The following is a 23,137-nucleotide window of genomic DNA, read 5'->3' as shown; positions in this document are numbered from 1 at the left end:
GTCTAGCTTCAATAAAAAAGCCTGCTTTGAAAGCAGGCTTTTTTATGTATTTTTGACTCAGGCAAACTTTGCCAAGACATCCAGAAACTCGGCACTTTGACGTGGGTAGGTGGCAATCACGTCATGAATGCGTTGGCCTTCCGGATTGGTTGCATTGACATTGCGGCCATCAGCAACAAATTTCGTCAACAGGCGTTCATAATCGAATGGACGCATATGTTTGAAAGCATGATACAGCACATGAAAATCCGCATTAACACCTGCAGGAGGAAGCTGGTTCAGGTAGGCAAATACACGCTCATCTGACCATTCTTCGTTAAAAGTTGCTGGTTGAGATAATGCCATCGCAATTTCCTTGATCTAATGTAGTTTTTTCGGCATGAAAAAAGGCAAAATATGAGTACGCAAGTGACAATGTCTTTAAAACGACGTTGTCTAGGCGAAGTCTCGTTACTCGTCTTGCGACTGGGTAAAGCAGAGCTTTATGACCAGCCTACTCGAAGTAAAGCTTCTCGTTTTGAGGCTTAGTGCAGTGTGTTACTACTAGCCCACTCGAAGCAAAGCTTCTCGCCTTGCGGCCGGGTAAAGCAGAGCTTTACTGATCCGGCCTCATATTTTGCCTTGAATCAATTTGCTTGACCAATCAAAAATCAGATTATCGTTCTTCAGGTAAATTGATATTCATTTCAAGCATTTCAATATTGGCTTCCGAACGTACCGACATTTGAATATGCTGCTCATCCACACCGCGGACATAACGATTGACCACCTGCATGATTTCAGTCTTCATCTGGTCAATTTTGTCCTGGCTCAAACGACGACCCAAGCCTTGTTCGGATGCAACGATGACCTTCAAACGGTCTTTAGCAGTCCGTGCACTTGATGGTTTATCCTCGCCACTAAAAAGTTTACTCCAGAATCCTGCCATGTCTACGCTCCAAATAGTCGTGCTAACCAGCCCTTAGGTTTCACCTCGATATGACGGTAAGGACGCTCTTCTCCAAGGAAGCGCGCAACCAGGTCATCATAGGCCTGACCAGCTGCAGCTTCAGTGAAATTAATCACTGGCTTACCTTCATTCGATGCCTGTAAAACGCTTGGACACTCAGGAATAACGCCTAAGGTTGGTACACGTAAAATATCCTTAGAAATATCATCAATGGTCAGCATTTCCTGTTTATCGGCACGTTCCGGATTGAAACGGGTAATACACAGGTGCTTACGAATGCGACCTTCATTTTGTTCTACTTTTTTTGTTTTGCTATCGAGCATGCCAATGATACGGTCAGAGTCACGGACTGAAGAAATTTCAGGGTTGGTCACAATGATCGCTTCGTCAGCATGGTACATGGCCAAAATAGCACCACGCTCAATACCGGCAGGTGAATCACAAATAATATAGTCAAATTCCTGCGAAAGCTCATCCATTACACGTGCTACACCCTCATCGGTTAAGGCATCTTTATCACGTGTTTGGGAAGCAGGTAAAATATATAAATTCTCAATATCTTTATCGCGAATCAGTGCTTGTTGTAATCGTGCTTCGTTATTTAAAACATTCACAAAATCATAAACTACACGGCGTTCACAGCCCATAATCAAATCAAGGTTACGTAAACCTACATCAAAATCAATAACAACAGTTTTGTGACCACGTAGGGCTAAACCTGTTGCAAAAGATGCACTTGTTGTAGTTTTACCTACACCACCTTTGCCTGACGTTACGACAACAATTTTCGCCACCGAATCCACTCCTGTTATGGTTCAAATCCCCTGTTTAAAATGGGGTTTTTGGTGTTTATTTATACATTAAAATTGTAGAGCTTCAAATACAAGCTCTAGTTGATCATTCAAGTAAATATGCACTGATTTTTTAACCACATGAGGTGGAATGTCATCCGCCACACAATAGGTTCCTGCAATCGAGATTAGTTCTGCTTCGAGGTTATGGCAGAAAATGCGTGCTGCAGTATTACCGCCAGCACCCGCAATCAGGCGACCTCGGGCACTGCCATAGACATGGATGTTACCCGATGCAATGATTTCTGAACCGCTGTTAAGACCGGCATTGAGAATAATGTCACCATTATGTTGCACAATACATTGACCGGTACGCAGAATTTCATCATGGTATGAGGTGATGTGGGCAACGATTGGAGGCGCAGATGTTTGCTCATTATCCTCTGCAGCAGGTTCTGGCTTAACTTCCACGACCTGCTCTTTGGTGGCTTTAATTTCTTCTAGCTGGCGGTCAGGTGGCAGTACCGGGAACTGAATGGCACGCGCCTGATCGCCAAGTAAGCCTTCAGTTACGGCCATAGGCTGTACATCCAGACTGATTAACAGCTGGATTAATGCAATGAGTTCCTGTTCAACTGAACTTTCAATGACTGCCAAAGTGCCGGGTGGAAATGCTGCTTGTAATTTTGGGCTAAGTTGCTGGCGGATTGCATCATGATCATTGGTATCTAGGCTAATGCGTATCGCATTGACCATTCTGCCTTTTATCCGTATATCAGCCATAATTCTTCCTTAAATACTTCTGACGTGCTGGTTTTGTGTCGAAGCAATGTTGTAAATAGTGCAAATCCTAGAACAAATTGCAGTAATTCTCTAGCGATCTCAGTTATTTTTTTATGCGAACAGAACCGGACGGATTGATCCGATTCTGTACTTTAAAATTTACTTATCTATTGAGCTCTGATTTTGCTCATGTTCTTCTAGAATCTGCTGCCACTGTTTGACTTTTACCTGTTTTCGGATTGCTTCAAGTGTTTCAAAAACAGCCGATTCAACCAATTTATCAATATGTGGATTATGTTCAATCTGTATCTGGCTGATTTTATCTGAAATTAGGGTAAAAGTCGGATTTTCTTTTGTACCTGTATGGGTAAACGGCTCAATCAGGCCCTGAGTAATATTTTCGCCCAGGCGTTGACCAATACTTTGAATTTGCTGTTCAATCCGGCTGCCCACAATTGGAATCAGACGCAGCAGCTGAGTAAGTTCTGGAGTTTCTTCAATCGCCTGATTCACTACTTGTCCAACATTTTTAGCGATCATGGAACGTTGTGACTGTAGTTCCTTGCCTAAAGACTCCTGCAAGATATCTGCCAAGGCAATGGCCAGTAATTTACGGTGATGTTCCACCAAATCATCAATTAACTGTTTATGTGATGTGCTTGTGGTCAGTTCACGCTTGATACCGTCCAGTACGGTCAGGACCACCCGGCTGGAAAGCTCTTCCATCAGCATGTTGTAATAAAAATTGCCCTGGCGGTACCAGCGAGCGGGAATCACTTTATAACCATGGCTATGCAGGTTATAGCCAATCGCCACTGCACGCAGCAGACGCAGAAAACGCAACTGCGGGAGAATGGCTAAAATTTCATACCAGTGCACAAAAGGGAAGAACCACCAGCGTCGGTGATGACGCAGGACAATCGCAATGACCCAGCGTGCCAGTAATTCACAGATCAAAAAAGTGGTAAACCAGCCCTCGGTAATGATGACCCAAGGGCGTAATTCAGTTTTATAAAACTGCAATATTTCAGGTAAACGAATGAAGTCAAACAACCAGTGACCAAAATCGCTCATTAAAATGGCATTGGCACTGAGACAGAACAGGTTGATGATAATTAAAACCATCATGAAAATGTCGTAAATCAGTGCAATTTTCCAGCCCCAGGTTCCTTTACGAACAAATTTAAATGAGCTGGAGGTAATGTCTGGGTTGTCGTTGTTCATAATTACTCGGTTACAGATCCGATCGGGGCTTGGGCAAAGTTCTGCTGCATTTGTGCGATGAGCTGATCTTTTTCAGTCCAGATCTGATCTATCCATTTCTGGAAACGTGCGCGGTATTCAGCATCATCTTCATAATTGCCACCGAGCACCCAGTCAGGAATATCAATTTTTCTTAAATTTACCGCAATACGTGGCACTTCACCTAACCAGAATTCACCATAACCTGGAATGCCGTCAGGATAAACAATGGTCATATCGACCAGCGCATCAATTTTATCGCCAAGAATACTGAGTGCCAATGCCAGACCACCGGCCTTAGGCTTCAGTAAATAGGTATAAGGAGATTGCTGCTGATCATGCTTTTCCTGGGTAAAGCGGGTGCCTTCCAGATAATTTAACAAGGTAAACGGCTGACTGATCAGCTGTTCACAAGATTTACGTGCCTCTTCCATATCCCGGGATTTCAGCGCAGGATTTTTGGCAATCTGTTCCTTGCTATGTCGTTTCATCATCGGGAAGCCCAAAATTTTAAAGGCCTGACCAACAAAAGGAATAAAAATAAGTTCCCATTTGGTAAAGAAACGCGTCAGGGGCATACGGGATACGCCGAAGTATTGATTAACGGTCGTATCCACCCAGCTTTGATGATTGCAGGTCATCAAATAGCGGCCCTGCATATTCAAATCCAGTGATTCATCTACGCTGATTTGCCATTGCGTATTTTTCAGCACATGTTCAATCAGCCAGTTGTTGACCCCTAACCAGCTATTAGTAATTTTGATATTGGTTTCATCTACTTTTGCGGATTTTTTAAAAAGTTTAGTTAAGCCTAAAGCCAGCACCGGGGGACCATGAAAAAAAGTACTGCCGGTCATGACTGAAGTGACCGTCAGGCCACGTGCCAGTTTTTTCAACGTCGGTTGCTTGTTGCTATTCGATGACATATCAGATCAGTCCCCCGAGATTAATCGCTTAAATTTTTTCATATTTTGAGTAATATAGAGACAGTTGAGCAAATAAAAAAGTCTGAATAGGAAACTATGAAGATATTGTGATGAAGTACCTTGAAATAGTTACATATAAACATTACAAAATATTACTAAACGATTTATTATTAACAAAAATTCAATGGTGATCCCATTCTATTTCATCCATTATCTCGCTTATACAACAAAGCATACAAAAGGAGGCATGCAATGCGTGCACTAGTAATTTCAGCAGCTGTAGCAGGGGCAGTAGCGCTTACAGGTTGTCAATCAACAGGGAATAACCTGGGTGGTGTTGAGTATGACAAAACTGCTTTAGGTACCTTGATTGGTGCTGCAGCAGGATACGGTATTTCTAAAGGCAATGCGAATACTAGCCGTCAAAACAACCGTGCTGCTGCTATTGGTGCAGTTTTGGGTGGTGCAACGGGTGTTTATCTGGATAACAAAGAGAAAAAATTACGTCAGCAAATGGCGGGTACTGGTGTAGAAGTTAACCGTAATCCAGACGGCTCTGTTGGCTTGATCATGCCAGGTAACATTACGTTTGATACCAATAAATCGAATATCAAACCGAATTTCTACTCAACTTTAAACAAGGTTGCGCAAACGCTGACGGAAGATACCAAGAGCGGTATCCTAGTGACTGGCTATACCGACAGCACTGGTAATGACTCAATCAATATCCCGTTGTCTCAGGCACGCGCACAAGCTGTTGCAAACTACCTGATCGCTCAGGGCATTTCACCTACACGCATTAATGCGCAAGGACTTGGTTCAGCGGATCCAATCGCATCTAATGCGACTCCACAAGGCCGTGAGCAAAACCGTCGTGTTGAGCTAAGCATTTACGCAATCCAATAATTCTTTATGGATTGAACGGCGAATTAAAAAACCACCTTCGGGTGGTTTTTTTGTGTCAGAACCTTGACCATTAAAAACGTAATTTGCATTAGGCAAAGTGCTACAGAGATGACTATAATCGGAGCCGAATCTAGAAGAGGAAGCCGTATGTCACTCGCCAGTCAGTTAAATGACAAGCAACTTGAAGCCATGAAATACACTCAAGGACCCTTGTTAGTACTTGCAGGAGCGGGTTCAGGCAAGACTTCAGTGATCACGCGAAAAATCGCGTATTTAGTCAAGCATTGTGGGATTCCTGCACATCGTATTACTGCGATGACCTTTACCAACAAGGCGGCACGTGAGATGAAAGAGCGTGTTAGCAAATTGTTGACGCGTGAAGAAAGTAAAGGCGTTTCAGTTTCGACCTTTCATACCTTTGGCCTGAATATGCTGCGCCTGGAGTTGAAACATACCCCACTTAAAAATAATTTCTCGATTCTGGATGCAGATGACTGCAAGCGCATTCTGATGGATTTGATGCAGCGTGATAATTTGTCCGGTGCGGAAAGCAAAGAACTGATTGCCAAAGCCATGAAAATGATCTCGGACTGGAAAAATGATCTCATTCCACCCGAGCAGGCGCACACCACCTGTGAAACTGCCGAAGATGTCCAGTTTGCGCATCTATATCAGCTCTATGAGCGTAATTTGCGTGCTTATAATGCAGTAGATTTTGATGACCTGATTGTGATGCCAACGCGCTTGTTGCAGGAAAATGCAGAAGTCCGTGACAAATGGCAAAACCGCGTGCGTTATCTGCTGGTGGATGAATATCAGGATACCAACACAGCACAGTATATTCTGGTGAAATTACTGGTTGGCGTGATGGGACAGTTCACCGCCGTAGGCGATGATGACCAGTCGATTTATGCCTGGCGTGGTGCCAAACCGGAAAACATGGCGCTGTTACAGCAGGATTTCCCGAATCTGAAAGTCATCAAGCTGGAACAGAACTATCGTTCAACTAGTCGTATTCTCAAAGCAGCCAACACGGTCATTGGCAATAATCCGCATATTTTTGATAAAAAGCTCTGGTCGGACAAAGGCCATGGTGAAGTGATCCGTGTGATTACCTGCCGCAATGATGATGACGAAGCAGAACGCGTGGTCAAAGACCTGATCACGCATAAATTAATGAACGGTAAAAGCTGGAAAGATTATGCGGTGTTGTACCGCGGGAATTTCCAGGCGCGTATTTTGGAAACCCATCTACGTCAGATGCAGATTCCGTATAAATTATCTGGCGGACAGTCCTTCTTCGCACGTGCCGAAATCAAGGACATGATGAGCTATTTACGCCTCATCATTAACCCTGAAGACGACAGCGCATTCCTGCGAATTATCAATACCCCAAAACGGGCGATTGGTCCGGTAACGCTGGAAAAACTTGGATTATTTGCTCAGGAAAACAACCTGTCCTTGCTGGCTGCAGCAGCGGATCAGCGTCTGACCATGGCGATTCCGAAAAAGGCCACAACCCAATTGGCCGAATTTGCCGATTTTATTGAGGGCTTTACCCGCAATTTACTGGATGATGATGAACCGGTACCGATCATCCGCCAGATGATGATTGAAGCCGGTTATATCGATTACATCAAGGAAACTGCAGCTACGCCGGCACAGGAAAAAACCAAGCTCGACAATATCGAAGTACTCTACAGCAGTATTCAGAGCCTGATTAACCGCGCTGAAGATGTTGATGAAAAAAATATTGAAAGTGTGATTCGTAAAATGGTGCTGCTGGATATGCTCGAGCAGCAACAGGAAGAAGAGGACACCGATAAAGTCAACCTGCTGACCTTGCATGCGTCCAAAGGTCTGGAATTTCCTTATGTCTATCTGATCGGGCTGGAAGAAGAAATTCTGCCGCATAAAAACTCAATTGCTGCTGAAACGGTCGAAGAGGAACGCCGTCTGATGTATGTGGGGATTACCCGTGCACGTCAGGGACTGACCATTACTCTGGCAGAACAGCGCAAGGCAGGCGGGCAGATGAAGCAGATGACCCCAAGCCGTTTCCTGGATGAATTGCCGGAAGATGAGCTGGAATGGTTAGGTCGCAAGAAAAAGCTGGCTGGCAACATCGATCCAAAATTACAAGCACAGCATTATCTGGATAATTTGCGCAACCTTATCAAACGATAAGGTGCAGCGCTGTCACTTATTTTAAATGAAACAACAGGAATGAATACATGAAAGTTCAGGTGAAAGTCCTTGACTCGCGTCTCGGTCAGGAATGGCCATTACCCACTTATGCAACGACGGGTTCAGCAGGGCTGGATTTACGTGCGTGTGTTGCAGAAACTACGATTATTGAACCGGGCCAAACGGTTTTGGTAAAAACTGGTCTAGCAATCTATATTGAAGATCCTGCATTTGCTGGTCTAATCTTGCCACGTTCGGGTTTAGGCCATAAACACGGGATCGTGCTGGGTAACCTGGTGGGTTTAATTGATTCTGATTATCAGGGTGAGTTGATGGTGTCGGTCTGGAACCGTAGCCAAACTGCCTTTAGCTTAGAGCCGGGTGAGCGTTTGGCACAGTACGTGCTGGTGCCGGTAGTACAAGCTGAATTTGATCTGGTGAATGAATTTGAAGCAACCGAACGTGGTGCAGGCGGTTTTGGTCATACTGGTAAAAACTAAGTTTTAATAGTGACTTAAATGACTTACATTCTTTAAATATGATGTAAGTCATTTTTAGGTTGATGAGAAAATATTAAAGAATGGACTGATTAATATGCATTTAAACATACAGGTCTATTTTATGGTCAGATAGATTTATTTAAATTTATATATAGATTAGCGGTTGAATAAGACAAAATTTAAAATAAATATAAGTCAATAATCGCTATTTGATTACAAGAAACCTATACTTTTAAAGTTGTAGATTATATTTTTATAATTGATTGTTACATTGAAATCGTTTAAAAATGGCTAGTCTTAAAACAAAAACAAATGTTTAAAGTCATTATGATGAAACCATCATTTTATATCTCCTGATACTAACCAATTGTGAAAAGAATAGTTTATGGGATCCCTGAAACATCCTCTCCCTTTACATATTTTTCGTGCTTATGACATACGCGGTAAAGCCAGTGTGTTGGGTGCGGGAATTATTGATGCAATTGCCCACGGTTTGGCACAGCAATATCGGGCTGCGGGACAGGTGCGTGTCGCCATTGGTTATGATGCGCGGCTCAGCAGTCCAGCTTTTGCAGACATTATCGCGCGTATTTTTAAAGATTATTCACTTGAAGCTACTATTATCGGCTGTTGCTCCAGCCCAATGTTGTATTTCACTGCACGCCAGTTCGATGGCAATGGCATTATGGTCACTGCCAGTCATAATCCTAAAGAAGATAATGGAATTAAATGGATAATCTGTGGTGAGCCGCCATGTCCTGATCTGATTCAGCAGGTGGCGCAGCTGGCAGAACCTCACTGTAGTCAGCAGTTGCTGACATTGCCGGAACAGCCACATCTGATTATTCCAGAGTTTTGTCTTCAGTATCAGCAGGGAATATTAGAAGATATTCAATTAAAGCGACCGTTTAAAGTGGTACTGGATGGCTTGCACGGCTCAGCTGGGCGTTGTGCCCATCTGGTACTCAATAAGCTGGGATGCGAAGTTACAGCATTGCGTTGTAATGCTAATGGTCATTTTCCCGATCATGCACCGGATCCTTCACAAGACAAACATCTTGAGACCTTACGCCAAACTGTCATGCAACAGCAGGCTGACCTCGGTATTGCCCTAGATGGTGATGGCGATCGCCTGGTTCTGATCGATGGGCAGGGTCAGATTATTACAGCCGATCAGTTGTTATGCCTGTTTGCCGAAATCTGCCTGAATGATTCGGTGCCACGCCAATTTGTTTATGATGTGAAATGTTCGACTCTGGTTCGAGATACGGTGCAACGTCTGGGTGGCGAAGCGGTGATGATCCGTACAGGTAGTTCCTTCTTGCGGACTTATCTGGCGCAATCTCAGCAGCAGGCGATTTTTGGTGGTGAATATGCCGGGCATTATGTATTTAATGATGGTCGTGGCTGGGGCTATGATGATGGACTCTATGCAGCGCTCAGAGTCATGGAGTATCTAGACCAAACGGGACAAACTCTGGCACAGGCCTTGGCAGCTTATCCAAAACGTCATGGTACTGAAGATCTTTATATTTCCACACATCACGTGCCTCCTGTTGAACTTTTAAACTTCGTTGAGCAGCAATCTGAAAGAATTAATGCGCAAATCAGTAAAATTGATGGCATACGTCTTGATTTTGAGGATGGTTTTGGCATCATTCGAGCATCCAATACAGGTGAGTATTTCACGGTGCGCTTTGAGGCCAATAATGCCCAAGCTCTGAATGAGATTCGTCATCTGTTTGTAGCCATGTTGCGTGACCGTTATCCAGAGATCGCTCAAGACATTTTAGATGCTCAATAAGGAGAGGCGAATGCCAAATCAACAAACAGGCATCGACAAAGCACAGATTTTGACAGAAGCTTTGCCGTATATTCAACGCTTTGCGGGTAAAACCCTGGTGGTAAAATACGGCGGTAATGCGATGACCGATCCTGAGCTGGAAAGTTCATTTGCACGCGATATCGTATTATTGAAAACAGTCGGTATTAATCCGATCGTGGTGCATGGTGGTGGCCCGCAAGTCGATTCTATGCTGAAACAGCTGGGCCGTGAATCGGACCGTATCGACGGCATGCGTGTGACAGATCCGGCGACCATGGAAGTGGTCGAGATGGTACTTGGCGGTAGCGTTAACAAATCCATTGTGAACCTGATCAACCAGCATGGTGGCCGTGCCATTGGTCTCACCGGTAAAGACGGCAACCTGATCCGTGCGCAAAAACTGCTGATGGAAAAAGTGGCTGAAGATGGTTCGGTTCAGCAAATTGATCTGGGTCTGGTCGGTGAAGTTGTGGGTGTAAAGACCGATGTTTTGGAAATGTTCACCAGTAGTGATTTTATTCCTGTAATTGCACCGCTGGGTGTGGATGAAGCAGGAAATACTTATAACATCAATGCCGATCTAGTCGCTGGTAAAGTCGCTGAAGCTTTGGGTGCAGAAAAACTGATTCTGCTGACCAATATCACGGGTGTTCTGGATGAAAATAAAAATCTGCTAACTGGCTTGACCACTCAGGAAGTCGATCGTCTGATTGAAACCGGCGTGATTTATGGTGGCATGATTCCGAAAGTGGGGTGTGCCCTGGATGCCGTAAAAGGTGGGGTGGTGAGCGCACATATCGTCGATGGCCGTGTACCGCATGCAAGTTTGCTGGAAATTTTCACTGATCATGGTGTTGGTACCCTTATTACCAACCGTGTAAATCCGCATCGTTCATAATCGATTTTTTGTGAAAAAGAGTCTCTATGCAGGCTCTTTTTTATTTGGATTTCTTATAGCCAGCTATTTGAAATGGCAGGGACAGTCATGCACAATAAGCTTCTAAATGAAATAAAGAGCTGAAATCAGACCATGTGCCAACTGCTCGGAATGAATTGTGCTACGCCAACAGATATTACTTTTTCTTTTCGCGGGTTTTCCCAGCGGGCAGGCATTACCTCTGATCATGCAGATGGTTTTGGGATAGCTTTCTTTGAAGATAAAGCCTGCCGTCTGTTTGTTGATAATCAGTCTGCGGTTGAATCTCCTATTGCTGAACTGGTACGTAATTATCCGATTAAATCCCGCAATGTGATTGCGCATATCCGCAAAGCCACGCAAGGTAAAATCAATCTGGAAAATTCCCATCCCTTTAGCCGCGAACTCTGGGGCCGGCAATGGATTTTTGCTCATAATGGTGATTTGCATGATTATTTCCCGGCACTAAGTGGACGTTTCACTCCAGTAGGGAATACGGATAGCGAGCGGGCTTTTTGCTATCTGCTGGACCAGTTAGTGAAACGTTTTGGCTATCATGAACCAAAACTGGATCAGGTTTTTGATCTGCTGGCCGAAATTTCACCTGGAATCGCGGAACATGGTACCTTTAATTTCTGCCTGTCGAATGGTCAGGCGCTGTTTAGCTATGCGATTACCAAACTCCACTGGCTGGTACGTGAATACCCGTTTAGACCGGCGCAGCTCATCGATATTGATGTCGAAGTAGACTTTAGTCAGGTCACCACACGTGAAGACCGTGTGGCAGTCATTACTACTGAACCTTTGACCCAGAATGAAGAATGGACAGCTTTTCAGCCCGGTGAAATGATCCTGTTTCAACACGGGGCGAAAGTGCGTTCTCAAGTGACACATGTCGAACGTTTGGAACGTGAACGGCTGGATCCTTCCCTAAAATGCATCACGCGCGCTGACCAATATTAAAAATTGCATCAAGACGGAGTTTAAACTCCGTTTTTATATTAAAAAATAGAGAAAAATTTAAGAATAAATAATGGTTTAACACTCATTTTTGGTTAATTAATATCTTAGCTTTTTACTCAAGATAAATTATTTTTAACTATATATAACAGAAACTTAAAATGAAAATACCGGCTTTGGGCAGAAAGCCGACTAATTTGCTTCATTTTTATTTGAATCAATAAGCTATATGCTCATTTTCACGTTATAAGTCCTTAATATTTCTAGGTGGTCGTATGAAAATGAAATGGGTCCCAGATTATAATACTGGTATCGATGTGATTGACGATCAGCACAAACGAATTCTCGATTATATCAACGAAATTGATGGAATCGATGCCAATACCGAACGTGCCCGTATTAAACAGATTCTTGACAATATTATTGATTATACCCAGTCACATTTTACCTTTGAAGAATCTCTTCAGGAAGAAGCCGGGTATAAATACCGGGTGCCGCATAAACGTGTGCATGACCTGTTTATTAAGAAAATCGAATCTTATCGTGACCGTTTTGAACTGGGACAGTCAATTGAAAATGAACTGCATGAAGTATTATCGAAATGGCTGATTAACCATATTCAGCATGATGATGCCGATTATGTGGGTGCAGTCAAAGAAAATATGATGGGTATCATTAAAGAAAAAGAACAGAAAAAAGGTAAAAACTGGTTCGCCCGGTTTTTCTCATAATAAAAGATTTCAGCAAATAAAAAGAATTAAAATTTAATTATAAATTTGGCGCAGCAAATCATCCTCATGGTGGTTTGCTTTTTGTTTTTGATTTTCACTGCTTCACAAGGCAAAATAGCGCTAGATTTTTATAGGAATGCATCATGCAGGACAATGCTATGTCAAAATGGTTATCGCCGCTGATGGCTTTCTGTCTATCGTTTATTATCATCGCGACACTCGCACCGATAACCGGTATACAGATTGAACGTCAGCTGGATTTCTGGATGCTCTGGTTAGCCACCATGCTGATTCTGGCACTTCCAGTCTGCTACTTGGAAATTGCTTTGGCCAAGCGCTCCAAAACGACGCCATTACAGGCGCTGTCGTCGCTGACCCGTGAAGCTGATGCGTCACAGAAATGGCGTATTGTCGGCTGGTTAAGTGTGATTTTTATTCCGTTTTTGGCAGGTGCAATGCTGAATAATGCCAGTAATGTTCTGGCAGTAGCGGCCCTTGATCTTGCACCAAATCTCTTGTTGATCGGATTGGCAATCGTGGCGCTGGCTCTTTCATTGCTACCGCGTCAAATCCTGTTAGCAATCACTGCGATTGGGGTGCTGGCATCTTTGATCTTGGCAAATGTAATGGGAACTGCACTACCTGCATGGCAAGTTACGCCAGTTGAGTTTTCTGAATGGGGAAATGCGACGGTATTGGCACTGGTTGCAAGTGGTCTGGGCATGGGCTTGTACTGGCAGTCTAGCCTGAACACTGTGCGACAACAGGATATCGCCAGCAAAACGGTATTGCCGATCTGGGTTGCGCAGTTAGTTGCTGTTATTGCATTTGCCTTCTTCGCAGTACAAGCGCAAATTCCTGCATTTACTCTGGTCACCGCCATAGTGGCGGCTGCCGCATTAATGCTGCAAATGGCACGTGAACAGCTACAGGAACGTCAGCTTCATCCTGTAGTGCAATGGGCAATTATCGCTGTAGTTACGCTGATCTGGGCTATTCCAAATCTAAGCCCAATTTTCAATGTGGTCTTGCTCGTCTGGGGGCTGGTGATTTGTCTGATTTATGCACTGTTTGCCGGCTGGATCATGAAGATCAGTCATTTGCGTAAATCAATGAATTTCAGCTCTGAAGCATTCTATAACCTTTGGCGTATTGCAGTACGTGTAGTGTTACCAGTTGGGATTATTCTGGCAATAGCCGCTGTTCTAGGGCAGTTCGTCTGATGAATGAGGCGATGATCTGGGTGGCATATGCGACGCCGCAACAGCAGTTTCATCTGGCTGTGCCATTTCAGCCCGGCATGACGGCACTGGATGCGATTGAGCAAAGTGGAATCCGTGAGCAGGTCGACTTGCCTGAACCGTTATCTTTGGGCATCTTTGGCGTGCGTTTGCAGGATCATCAGCAACCACTAGCAGTAGGGGACCGGGTGGAAATATACCGGCCACTGACCATTAATCCCAAAGATATCAGGCGTAAACGTGCCGAGAGAAATCCGGTAGGACGTTATGCCAGAGGCAATCTTTTAAGAAAGCTGAAACCGTCTTCCGAGTGAAAAGCTGTTGGAAAGAACAGTGTGCTCCATGATCTGCTCAATCAATCAACTTAATCAAAAAAGCCCCTGATGATTCAGGGGCTTTTTTATGAGGGACCGGTTATAGTGGCGGAGCATTTAAAATGGCTTCTTTTGATCCTGGTAAACCGGGTTGAGATTCCGGAATCGTTTCCAGACCTTCAATGCGTTCCACGATCCCAGACTGGTTAAAGTAGATTTTCAAATGCTGGCCTTGGGCCGCCGGGATCTTGGCTTTTTTAGCATAGGTCCCTGGGGTATAGTTATAGATGTAGTCCCAACGTAAAGGATTCAGGGGATCGCTTACTGTTGGACTGCCCAGTAAGAAACGCACCTGTTGATGACTCATTCCCACCTGAATTTTAGCGGCTTGTGCCTTGGTTAAGGGAGTTCCTTGTGGAATATCTACTTTATAAACACCTAATGTCGAACAGCCGACGAGCAATGAAGTGACGAATAACGTCAGCATGATTTTTTGCATTTTGCTAAACTATCCCAAATTAATTATGATGCATTTGATCCAAGGATAGATCATACTGCATCTAAACTTTGTTGCATATTCCAACTTTGATTTTGTTGAGAGACCTTTTTACATGACTATTTCAAACCAAGATTTACGAAAAGCTGGACTGAAAGTTACCCTTCCACGAATTAAAATATTAGAATTACTAGAAAATTCAAGACAACATCATTTAAGTGCGGAAGATATTTACAAGACTTTACTCGATCAGGGTGAAGATGTAGGTTTAGCAACTGTGTATCGTGTGTTAACGCAGTTTGAAGCCGCGGGCATCATCGAACGCCATAATTTTGAAAATAATCATTCAGTTTTTGAAATTATGCAGGAAGATCACCACGATCACCTGGTGTGTTTAAATTGTAGCAAAGTTGTTGAATTTATTAATGATACGATTGAAAAAGAGCAGCATGATGTTGCCGAGAAATTTGGTTTTGAATTAACTGGTCACTCACTGAATCTGTATGGCTACTGCGATGCGCCTGCCTGTCAGGAAGTTTTCCGTAAAAAATAATTTGAGCGCTGGTTCAAACAAAAAACAGGCTTCATGGGAAGCCTGTTTTTTTATGCCTTTACGATCATTAGCTCTGACCATCAAAAGTAATATTGGAATGCGCACGTAATAAGTGGCTGCCACCTTCTTCTGAGAGCTTGATTTGCAGACGCAGGTCGTTAGGTGAGTCCGCATGTTTCAGCGCATCTTTATAGCTGATCTGTTTTGCTTTATACAGATCATACAGCGCCTGATCGAAAGTCTGCATGCCCAGTTCACGGGAACGCTTCATCAGGTCCTTGATCTCATGCACATCACCTTTACGGATCAGGTCGGCAATCAGTGGTGAGTTAATCAGAATCTCAATCGCAGCACGGCGGCCATTGCCATCGATGGTTGGGATCAGTTGCTGCGCCACAATGGCTTTCATATTCAAAGACAGATCCATAAACAGCTGGTTATGCCGGTCTGCTTCAAAGAAGTGAATAATCCGGTCAATCGCCTGGTTGGCATTGTTGGCGTGTAGCGTGGCAAATACCAGATGGCCGGTTTCAGCAAAGGCAATGGCATAGTCCATGGTCTCGCGGGAACGAATCTCACCAATCAGAATCACATCCGGTGCCTGCCGTAAAGTATTCTTCAATGCGATTTCAAACGAGTCAGTATCGATGCCGACTTCGCGTTGAGTAATAATACAGCCTTTATGCTGATGCACAAACTCGATCGGATCTTCAATGGTAATGATATGACCTTTGGAATTTTCATTGCGATAACCGACCAAAGAGGCCAGCGAGGTTGATTTACCGGTACCGGTTGCCCCGACAAAAATGATGATGCCGCGTTTGGTCATCGCCAGTTCTTTCAGAATTGGCGGTAACTTGAGTTCATCCATCGTGGGAATAACAGTTTCAATCCGGCGCAGCACCATCCCCGGTTCATCACGCTGCTGGAAAGCACTGACACGGAAACGCGCGGACTTGTCCGGATTGCTGATCGCGAAGTTACATTCACGCGTTTCGGCAAATTCCTTACGCTGCTTTTCGCTCATGATCGAGTTCAGCAGTTGCCCCACAGCCGGCCCCGGCAATTTCACCGAACCGATGGGTAGAATTTGACCGTTAATTTTGATAGAGGGTTCGACATCGGCTGTGATGAACAGATCCGAGGCCTTTTTCTCTACCATGTAATTGAGTAAGCCGTTAAAGTCCATGATAAAACCCCAATAAAATGAATTTTTTTATAAGAATGATTCAGGCTGTTTTGCTGCAGTACGGGCGACTTGCGGGCTGATAATACCTTTAGACACGAGTGTTTTCAGGCTTTGATCCATGGTAGTCATACCATAATTGGCACCAGTCTGGATTGCAGAATACATTTGAGCCACTTTGTTTTCACGGATCAGGTTACGGATCGCCGGAATACCAATCATGATTTCATGTGCAGCCACACGACCGCCACCATTTTTCTTGAGCAGGGTTTGGGAAATCACCGCTTGCAGCGATTCAGACAACATGGCACGAACCATGTCTTTTTCTTCGGCCGGGAATACATCGATCACACGGTCAATAGTTTTTGCCGCTGAGGTGGTATGCAGGGTCCCGAACACCAGGTGACCGGTTTCTGCTGCAGTTAATGCCAGACGAATCGTTTCAAGGTCACGCATCTCACCGACCAGAATAATATCCGGGTCTTCACGTAATGCAGAACGTAATGCTTCATTAAATCCATGAGTATCACGATGCACTTCACGCTGGTTGATCAGGCATTTTTTGGATTGGTGTACAAATTCAATTGGATCTTCAACTGTTAAAATATGGTCATAGCGGTTGTCATTGATATAGTCTAGCATCGCTGCAAGCGTGGTCGATTTACCTGAGCCGGTAGGTCCTGTGACGAGGACCAGGCCACGTGGGTATTCGCAAAGATCTTTAAAGATTTGGCCCATGCCAAGGTCTTCAATGGTCAAGACTTTAGATGGAATGGTACGGAAGACTGCACCTGCACCGCGGTTCTGGTTAAATGCGTTGACACGGAAACGGGCCACGCCGGGAACTTCAAAGGAAAAGTCAGTTTCCAGATTTTCCTCATAATCGCGGCGTTGCTTGTCGTTCATAATGTCGTACACCAGTTTGTGTACTTCTTTATGTTCCAGTGCAGGCAGGTTGATGCGACGGACTTCCCCGTCTACACGGATCATTGGTGGTAAACCTGCTGATAAGTGTAAATCCGACGCACCATTTTTAGCAGAAAAGGCTAACAGTTCTGTAATATCCATAAGGTCCCCGAGTTCATTAAAATGTTATTTATTTTGATAGAATAATAAGGCTTTCCCACAGCTTAACCAACACTTAGTTCACGAGCAAGGGAAAAAAATCCGGACGAAATGAGAACCCCATCAATGAATATGCTGCAACAGTCACGAAATCAGGTTTTAGCTCAGATCCAGGCCGCGTGCACTCAGGCCGGGCGTGAGCCCGATTCGGTACAACTATTGGCCGTGTCCAAAACCCAGCCAAGTAGTGTGCTGGCAGAGATGTATCAGACAGGCCAGCGGGCCTTTGGTGAAAATTATTTGCAGGAAGCATTGGAAAAAATCACCGAACTGAAAAACCTGGAGATTGAGTGGCATTTTATTGGACATGTACAGCGTAACAAGACCAAGCATCTGGCAGAAAATTTTGCCTGGGTACATGGAGTCGATCGCCTGATTATTGCCGAGCGTTTATCAAATCAGCGTGGAGATAATCAGTCCGCACTGAATATCTGTATTCAGGTGAATATTGATGGTCAGGATACCAAAGATGGTTGCCAGCCGGCAGAAGTTGCAGCTCTGGTGGCACAGATCAGCCAACTGCCGAATGTACGTTTACGTGGTTTGATGGTGATTCCAGCACCGAATAATCCTCAAGCCTTTGCTGATGCCAAAGTTTTATTTGATGTAGTAAAAACACAACATGCTCATCCTGAAGACTGGGATACTTTAAGTATGGGCATGTCTGGGGATATGACCGAAGCGATTGCTGCGGGTTCTACCTTGGTTCGTGTTGGCACAGCCCTATTTGGTGCTCGGCCTAAAAAAGATGTATAAACTACTAATGTCAGTTTTTTGCAGCAAAGCGTTATCGCAGGGTATTGGATAACGCTTTTTTTCTGGCTGGTTCGAGCCATTTAGCCATCAGCCAGGCAAAAACTATTAAGCTGCACATGCTCGCAAGCAAGGCTAAAATTGCTCCGCCCAGACCATAGGCCAAAGTTGCCGGGATACACCCCAAAATAAATAAAAGTAAAGGAAAATGGGTGACATACAAAGTATAGGAAAAGTCTGCAGATTGAACCCAAACCGGATGATAGTGACTGCGGTGATGCTGGAGTTGTACCAGCCAGCAACTAAATGCCAGACCCAGACAGAAATTAAAAGGGACAAAATTCACAGCACGGTATTGCTGGGCCTCATCCATCACCTGAAACTGGTAAGCATCAAAACAGGCGATTAAAAATGCCAAGCCGAATAGGGCTAATTTGACCGATTGTAAGCGGTTTAAAAAACGTAGCTGGATATATCGAAATGAACAAGCAAAGGCACTAAGCCAGACCAGAAAATAAATAAAAAACTGGATGTTCAGTAATGACAGTATAGCCAGAACCATAAAAAATCCGATTTTGGCTATTTCCGAATTTTTTAAAAAAGGTAGGAATCCGGCCAGCACATAAAACCACACTTCATAGCTCAGGCTCCAGAGCGCGGCATTGGCTGAAACCGTTGGTGTTACAAAGCCATTCAAAAATAGCAGCGAACCAACAAATTCCATCATGTCTACACTATAGTCAGTCCGTATCATCATGCCAAAACTGTGTTGAAAAGCATGAGTATGGCTGGCAAATAATAGTGGAGCGAGTAGATAGAGAACCAGGGTCATCCCCATGGCAAACAGAAAGGGTGGTAAAATTCTGCGGCAACGCTGTCGGGCATATCGGTGCAGATTGAACTGACCATGCTGATGAATGTTGTGCTGAATCGAATAGCCGATCAGATAGCCACTTAGGGCAAAGAAAATCATGACTGCAGCCTGCCCAAGCAGGCGTATCCATGAATAAATGCTGGTATCGAAAGGCGCAATAAATGCCTGAAAGCAGTGACTGAACAGCACCACAATGGCACTGATACCCCGTAGGCTCTCAAGCTGTAGGCTGAAATAGTGCGAGAGCGTGTTCGGGGCTGGGTGACTCATCGTTAACCTATAATCTGAATGGTACTGGCGCCTGCACCGACAGGCTTGACCTGAATTTGTACCGGAATCCGTTCATGCATTTCCTGTATATGTGAGATCAAGACGACTTTACGGCCCTGGCTTTGCAAATGATCCAGCGCATTCATGACCATATGTAAGGATGCTGGATCTAGTGTTCCGAAACCTTCATCAATAAACAGTGATTCCAGTTTCATGGAGCCGGAGGCCATATTGGCAATCGCCAAAGCCAAAGCCAATGAAACCAGGAAGGTTTCACCCCCCGATAGGGACAGCACAGGGCGGACTTCACTATTCATGTCCAGATCAATAATCGCCAGACTCAGGCTGTCCGGAATACGGTGTAACTGATAGCGGGGTGCCAACGGTTGCAACTGCTGATTTGCATATTCCACCAGAATATCCAGATGATGTTCCTGGGCAATTTTCTGGAATTTGGTGCCTTCCTTATGTCCGATCAGATCGTAAATACGTCCCCAACGGTATTCTTCGGCTTTGATCTGCTCAATTTGCTGCTGATATTTGGCATAGGTGTTTTGATTGTTGGCATTCATACGCAGTTTGGCATCAGTTTCATTGAGCACTTCCTGCTGCATTGTTTTTTCCTGATGCAGCCTGTCAAGCTTTTGTTCAATTTCCTCAAATTCATGTTCTGGCTGTAGTTTTAAATGGGCCTGATATTGTTCTTCCAGTAATTGCCAGGCTGTTCTGGCATTTTCGAGTGCCTGTTTCTGGTTAGCCAAATTCTGACGAATCCGTTGATGGTTGCTCAGATCAATACTGAGCCATTGTTCAATTTGAGCTGCCGTCACTTGCGGATGTGATGCTTGCCATGCCTGAATATCTTGCTGATATTGAGCCAATTGCCGATCGATCTGCTGAAGTTGGCTGATAAATTCTTGCAATTTCAAGTGGGTTTGATGCCACTTTTTTTCAGCCTGGGCCGTGCATTGACGCTGTTGTTCCAAATCCTGCTCTAAGGTTTTGGCTTGCTGATCCAGTGCATCACGCCATTCTGCAGCGACACGGTAGACTTGTCCTGCATGCTCTTTGGTCAGTTCAGCCAGTTGTTGACGCAGATCTTTGCCTTGCTGAATCAACTGCTCTACAGACTGGCTCAATTGAGCAAAATTTTGCTGTTCCAATTGTAGTTGATACTGGCTCTTTTCCAATATCTGCTGCTGTTGATGCAGGTCAGATTCCAGCTGCTTGTGTACTGCCAAGTGCTGCATGCGCTGCTCTAATTGTCGTTGCAACTGAGGTAAGCAGAGCATAGGTGGCTGTGACTGGTACTGCTCGGGCAGTACGCTTAAAACTGGATGTATCAGCTGGTCGAGTTGCTGACGTTGCTGTAGAGCCAGTTGTAATTGGTGCAATTGCCGTTGTTGTTGACGCCATTGTTGTAATTGTTGCTGGAGCTGTTGTTCCTGCTGTTGGGACAGTTCTAGCTGCTGGACCAGACTTTGAGTGTGATTTGCCAGTAACTGGATGAATGTAGGAAGATCATTGTGCTGCTCGGTAACCACTTCCAGTTTGAGTAGTTGAGATTTACAGTCAGCAGAGGATTGTTGAATCTGGTTTTGCAGGACCTGGCAACGCTGTTGCTGTTGCTCAATTACTGTTTGTGCTTTGGATATTTCAATGCGTTGCTGCTGCTGAGATTGCAGTTGCTGATCGAGCTGCTGTTTTGCCTGCCGTAACTGTTGCTCCTGTAACTGGCTCAGGCTCTGTTCCAGACGTTCATGGGCGGCATCGACAAAAGGATGGATCATACTCCCACAGACCATGCATGGCTCATCCGGTTTTAACTGGGTACGAAGATCCTGCACACTTTGCGCATGCAATAAACGTTGCTGGGCAAGTATTTGTTCCAGGTGTTCATATGCCTGTTGTTCAGTCTGAATCTGCTGATGCAGTGCCTGTTCGGCCTCTTGCTGCATTTTCAGTTGCTGCTGTTGGCTATGTACAGCAGATTGCAGTTGTTCAAATTCTTGTGATTGTTGAACGATCTGTTGTACCTGCTGTTGCAGCAGGTCGAGCTGACGCTGTTCCGCTTGGCGTTGCTGATGCATTTCCTGAATGGTTTTGAGCTGCTCTTCCAGCTGTTCCAGACTATGATGCTGTTGTATCCACTGGTTCAGATTTTCTGAAAGTGCTGTAACGGTTTTTTCCAGTTCAGGCAAAGGCTGCTTCAGGCTGTCCGGATTCTGTTGCTGCAGTTGCTGATACTGACGCATAAAGTCTTGTATACGTTGCAAGGTACTTTGCGGTTCCAGATCGAACACATTTAAAAAGCCAGATTCAGCCAATTGTTGTGCAACCTTTTCTTGCCGAGCTTGTAGCTGATTCAAAGTCTGCTGTTGCTGTCGAAGTTGTTCTTCTAAAGGCTGTAGACGAAGGATTTGAAACTGGCTTTGTTCTGCATGCAGTTTTTTGTACTGCTCTGATACCGTATCAATTGCATGATCCAGTCTTAAACCTGCTTCCAGATGCGGTTTCAGGCCTGCCAAGTGTTGCTGAAACTGTTGCTGCTTTTGTTGTAAGGCTGTAAGTTTGGCTTCTTCTGCTACAAAGCTCTGTTTGAGCGTTTCAAATTCCAGCGTAAATTGGGTGTGCTGGTGCTGAATCTGCTCTTTTTGAGGGGCTAGACGGGTACGACTCACAAACTGATCCCGGATCGACTGGAATTCATCCAGCTGCTCCAGTAGCTGTTGCTGTCCTGCAGACTTATTTACTGCATCCTGTTGTACTTCGTAGACTTCTTTTTTGGCATGGACTTCTGCATAAAGTTTATGTCGGTCCAGATGCCATTGTTTCTCATTTTCCAGCAGTTTTTCTGATTGATGCAAATTCTGAAGTTGCAAAGACAAAGAGCTCTGCTGCTGTTGTAAAGCGCTGATGTCTTCTTCAGACAGAATTTCAATATGCCCGATCAGTTTTTCCAGATCGTTGCGCTTGTTTTTGACTTCGCTGAATTTCTCTGCGGCTTTCTGACTGACCAGACTGAAAATCTGCGAATTGGTCAGATATTCCAGCAAATCTGCACGCTCGTTGTCTTTGGCTTTAAGAAAGGCACCGACTTCCGACTGTGCGAGCAACACTGCGCGAGTAAACTGCTCAAAACTTAAGCCCACCAGTTTTTCAATGAGGGGGGTGACTTCCGATATTTTTTGCGTCAGTGTCGTGTCATCATCCAGACATTTGACGTATCGGTCTACTTTTAGATTGCCATCGACTTTCTGGCGTGCCCGTTTAATTTCCCAGCGTGCCATATAGCGTTTGCTGTCGAGTGCAATAAATTCCAGTTCGGCAAAACCATGCACGCAGCCACGGCGCAGAATATTCTTGGAATCCTTGATGGACACATCCTGACCGCCAGTATCTTTCAGGCTGCCTGTGGCACCTTTTAGGCGGGGGATTTCATTATATAGCGCCAGGCACATGGCATCGAGCAGGGTGGATTTCCCGGCACCAGTTTTTCCGGTGATGGCAATCAGCCCGGCATGAGCCAAAGGACTCGATTCAAAATCAATATGATGGGTGCCGGTGAGGGAGGCCAGATTATTAAGACTTAGACGTAAAATTTTCATG

The 23,137-nt window shown here is 44.7% G+C and carries 23 protein-coding genes; 12 read left to right on the top strand and 11 right to left on the bottom strand.

What is annotated here, in order from left to right:
- Nucleotides 1-57: 57 nt before the first annotated feature.
- Nucleotides 58-345, bottom strand: coding sequence for a PA4642 family protein (locus tag H9629_RS11940; protein WP_064095798.1), 288 nt, complete (start codon nt 343-345; stop codon nt 58-60).
- 51 nt (nt 346-396) lie between these two features.
- Here H9629_RS11940 and H9629_RS15495 point away from each other — a divergent pair, with 51 nt between their 5' ends.
- Nucleotides 397-528, top strand: coding sequence for a hypothetical protein (locus H9629_RS15495; RefSeq protein ID WP_263600646.1), 132 nt, complete (start codon nt 397-399; stop codon nt 526-528).
- A gap of 127 nt (nt 529-655) precedes the next feature.
- On the opposite strand, the gene minE is transcribed toward H9629_RS15495, so the two are convergent.
- From minE to H9629_RS11915, 5 genes are all read right to left on the bottom strand, one after another.
- On the bottom strand, nt 656-928 hold the full coding sequence (minE, locus tag H9629_RS11935; protein WP_005096032.1) for a cell division topological specificity factor MinE: 273 nt from the start codon (nt 926-928) through the stop codon (nt 656-658).
- A 2-nt stretch (nt 929-930) separates the two neighbouring features.
- Nucleotides 931-1,743, bottom strand: a complete 813-nt coding sequence (gene minD, locus H9629_RS11930) for a septum site-determining protein MinD (protein WP_064095797.1) — start codon at nt 1,741-1,743, stop codon at nt 931-933.
- A gap of 66 nt (nt 1,744-1,809) precedes the next feature.
- Nucleotides 1,810-2,523, bottom strand: coding sequence for a septum site-determining protein MinC (gene minC / locus H9629_RS11925; RefSeq protein WP_064095796.1), 714 nt, complete (start codon nt 2,521-2,523; stop codon nt 1,810-1,812).
- 159 nt (nt 2,524-2,682) lie between these two features.
- The gene (locus H9629_RS11920) at nt 2,683-3,747 is read right to left on the bottom strand and encodes a hypothetical protein (protein ID WP_064101637.1); all 1,065 of its coding nucleotides are present in this window, start codon (nt 3,745-3,747) and stop codon (nt 2,683-2,685) included.
- Nucleotides 3,748-3,749: 2 nt separating this feature from the next.
- Nucleotides 3,750-4,691, bottom strand: coding sequence for an acyltransferase (locus H9629_RS11915; protein ID WP_064101636.1), 942 nt, complete (start codon nt 4,689-4,691; stop codon nt 3,750-3,752).
- 252 nt (nt 4,692-4,943) lie between these two features.
- On the opposite strand from H9629_RS11915, the gene H9629_RS11910 reads away from it, so the two are divergent.
- From H9629_RS11910 to H9629_RS11870, 9 genes are all read left to right on the top strand, one after another.
- A complete protein-coding gene (locus tag H9629_RS11910; RefSeq protein WP_064095793.1) occupies nt 4,944-5,597 on the top strand; it encodes an OmpA family protein in 654 nt (217 codons plus the stop codon).
- Between the two features lie 147 nt (nt 5,598-5,744).
- Entirely contained in the window at nt 5,745-7,784 is a 2,040-nt protein-coding gene (locus H9629_RS11905) for a UvrD-helicase domain-containing protein (RefSeq protein ID WP_004730583.1), read from the top strand.
- 47 nt (nt 7,785-7,831) lie between these two features.
- Nucleotides 7,832-8,284, top strand: a complete 453-nt coding sequence (gene dut / locus H9629_RS11900) for a dUTP diphosphatase (protein WP_004646127.1) — start codon at nt 7,832-7,834, stop codon at nt 8,282-8,284.
- A 385-nt stretch (nt 8,285-8,669) separates the two neighbouring features.
- A complete protein-coding gene (locus tag H9629_RS11895; RefSeq protein WP_191731158.1) occupies nt 8,670-10,088 on the top strand; it encodes a phosphomannomutase/phosphoglucomutase in 1,419 nt (472 codons plus the stop codon).
- A gap of 10 nt (nt 10,089-10,098) precedes the next feature.
- A complete protein-coding gene (gene argB / locus H9629_RS11890; protein ID WP_064095790.1) occupies nt 10,099-11,007 on the top strand; it encodes an acetylglutamate kinase in 909 nt (302 codons plus the stop codon).
- 132 nt (nt 11,008-11,139) lie between these two features.
- Nucleotides 11,140-11,988 (top strand): class II glutamine amidotransferase, encoded by an 849-nt coding sequence (locus H9629_RS11885; protein WP_191731157.1) that lies wholly within the window; start codon nt 11,140-11,142, stop codon nt 11,986-11,988.
- 272 nt (nt 11,989-12,260) lie between these two features.
- Nucleotides 12,261-12,716, top strand: a complete 456-nt coding sequence (locus H9629_RS11880) for a bacteriohemerythrin (protein ID WP_064095788.1) — start codon at nt 12,261-12,263, stop codon at nt 12,714-12,716.
- Between the two features lie 143 nt (nt 12,717-12,859).
- Nucleotides 12,860-13,939, top strand: coding sequence for a hypothetical protein (locus tag H9629_RS11875; RefSeq protein WP_191731156.1), 1,080 nt, complete (start codon nt 12,860-12,862; stop codon nt 13,937-13,939).
- Nucleotides 13,939-14,271 carry an RnfH family protein gene (locus H9629_RS11870; protein ID WP_064095786.1) on the top strand — a complete coding sequence of 111 codons (333 nt, stop codon included), beginning with the start codon at nt 13,939-13,941 and terminating at the stop codon, nt 14,269-14,271. Before H9629_RS11875 ends, H9629_RS11870 begins: the two co-directional genes overlap by 1 nt.
- Nucleotides 14,272-14,371: 100 nt before the next feature.
- Here H9629_RS11870 and H9629_RS11865 read toward each other — a convergent pair whose 3' ends face one another.
- The gene (locus H9629_RS11865; protein ID WP_064095785.1) at nt 14,372-14,770 is read right to left on the bottom strand and encodes an outer membrane protein assembly factor BamE; all 399 of its coding nucleotides are present in this window, start codon (nt 14,768-14,770) and stop codon (nt 14,372-14,374) included.
- A 112-nt stretch (nt 14,771-14,882) separates the two neighbouring features.
- Here H9629_RS11865 and fur point away from each other — a divergent pair, with 112 nt between their 5' ends.
- Entirely contained in the window at nt 14,883-15,320 is a 438-nt protein-coding gene (gene fur, locus H9629_RS11860) for a ferric iron uptake transcriptional regulator (RefSeq protein WP_005096051.1), read from the top strand.
- A gap of 67 nt (nt 15,321-15,387) precedes the next feature.
- On the opposite strand, the gene H9629_RS11855 is transcribed toward fur, so the two are convergent.
- The gene (locus H9629_RS11855; protein ID WP_064095784.1) at nt 15,388-16,509 is read right to left on the bottom strand and encodes a PilT/PilU family type 4a pilus ATPase; all 1,122 of its coding nucleotides are present in this window, start codon (nt 16,507-16,509) and stop codon (nt 15,388-15,390) included.
- Nucleotides 16,510-16,536: 27 nt separating this feature from the next.
- On the bottom strand, nt 16,537-17,574 hold the full coding sequence (locus H9629_RS11850) for a type IV pilus twitching motility protein PilT (protein WP_064095783.1): 1,038 nt from the start codon (nt 17,572-17,574) through the stop codon (nt 16,537-16,539).
- A 123-nt stretch (nt 17,575-17,697) separates the two neighbouring features.
- Here H9629_RS11850 and H9629_RS11845 point away from each other — a divergent pair, with 123 nt between their 5' ends.
- Nucleotides 17,698-18,387: a YggS family pyridoxal phosphate-dependent enzyme gene (locus H9629_RS11845; RefSeq protein WP_064095782.1), complete on the top strand. Its 690-nt coding sequence runs from the start codon at nt 17,698-17,700 to the stop codon at nt 18,385-18,387.
- Between the two features lie 31 nt (nt 18,388-18,418).
- Here H9629_RS11845 and H9629_RS11840 read toward each other — a convergent pair whose 3' ends face one another.
- Nucleotides 18,419-19,528, bottom strand: coding sequence for an acyltransferase family protein (locus H9629_RS11840; protein ID WP_064095781.1), 1,110 nt, complete (start codon nt 19,526-19,528; stop codon nt 18,419-18,421).
- Between the two features lie 2 nt (nt 19,529-19,530).
- Complete coding sequence (locus H9629_RS11835) at nt 19,531-23,136, bottom strand: AAA family ATPase (RefSeq protein WP_191731155.1); 3,606 nt, start codon at nt 23,134-23,136, stop codon at nt 19,531-19,533.
- Nucleotide 23,137 lies beyond the last annotated feature (1 nt).

Source organism: Acinetobacter pecorum, from assembly GCF_014837015.1.
Lineage (GTDB): Bacteria > Pseudomonadota > Gammaproteobacteria > Pseudomonadales > Moraxellaceae > Acinetobacter > Acinetobacter pecorum.
Note: the sequence above shows the minus strand (reverse complement) of the source record. Positions and strands in the feature narration are given on the sequence as shown.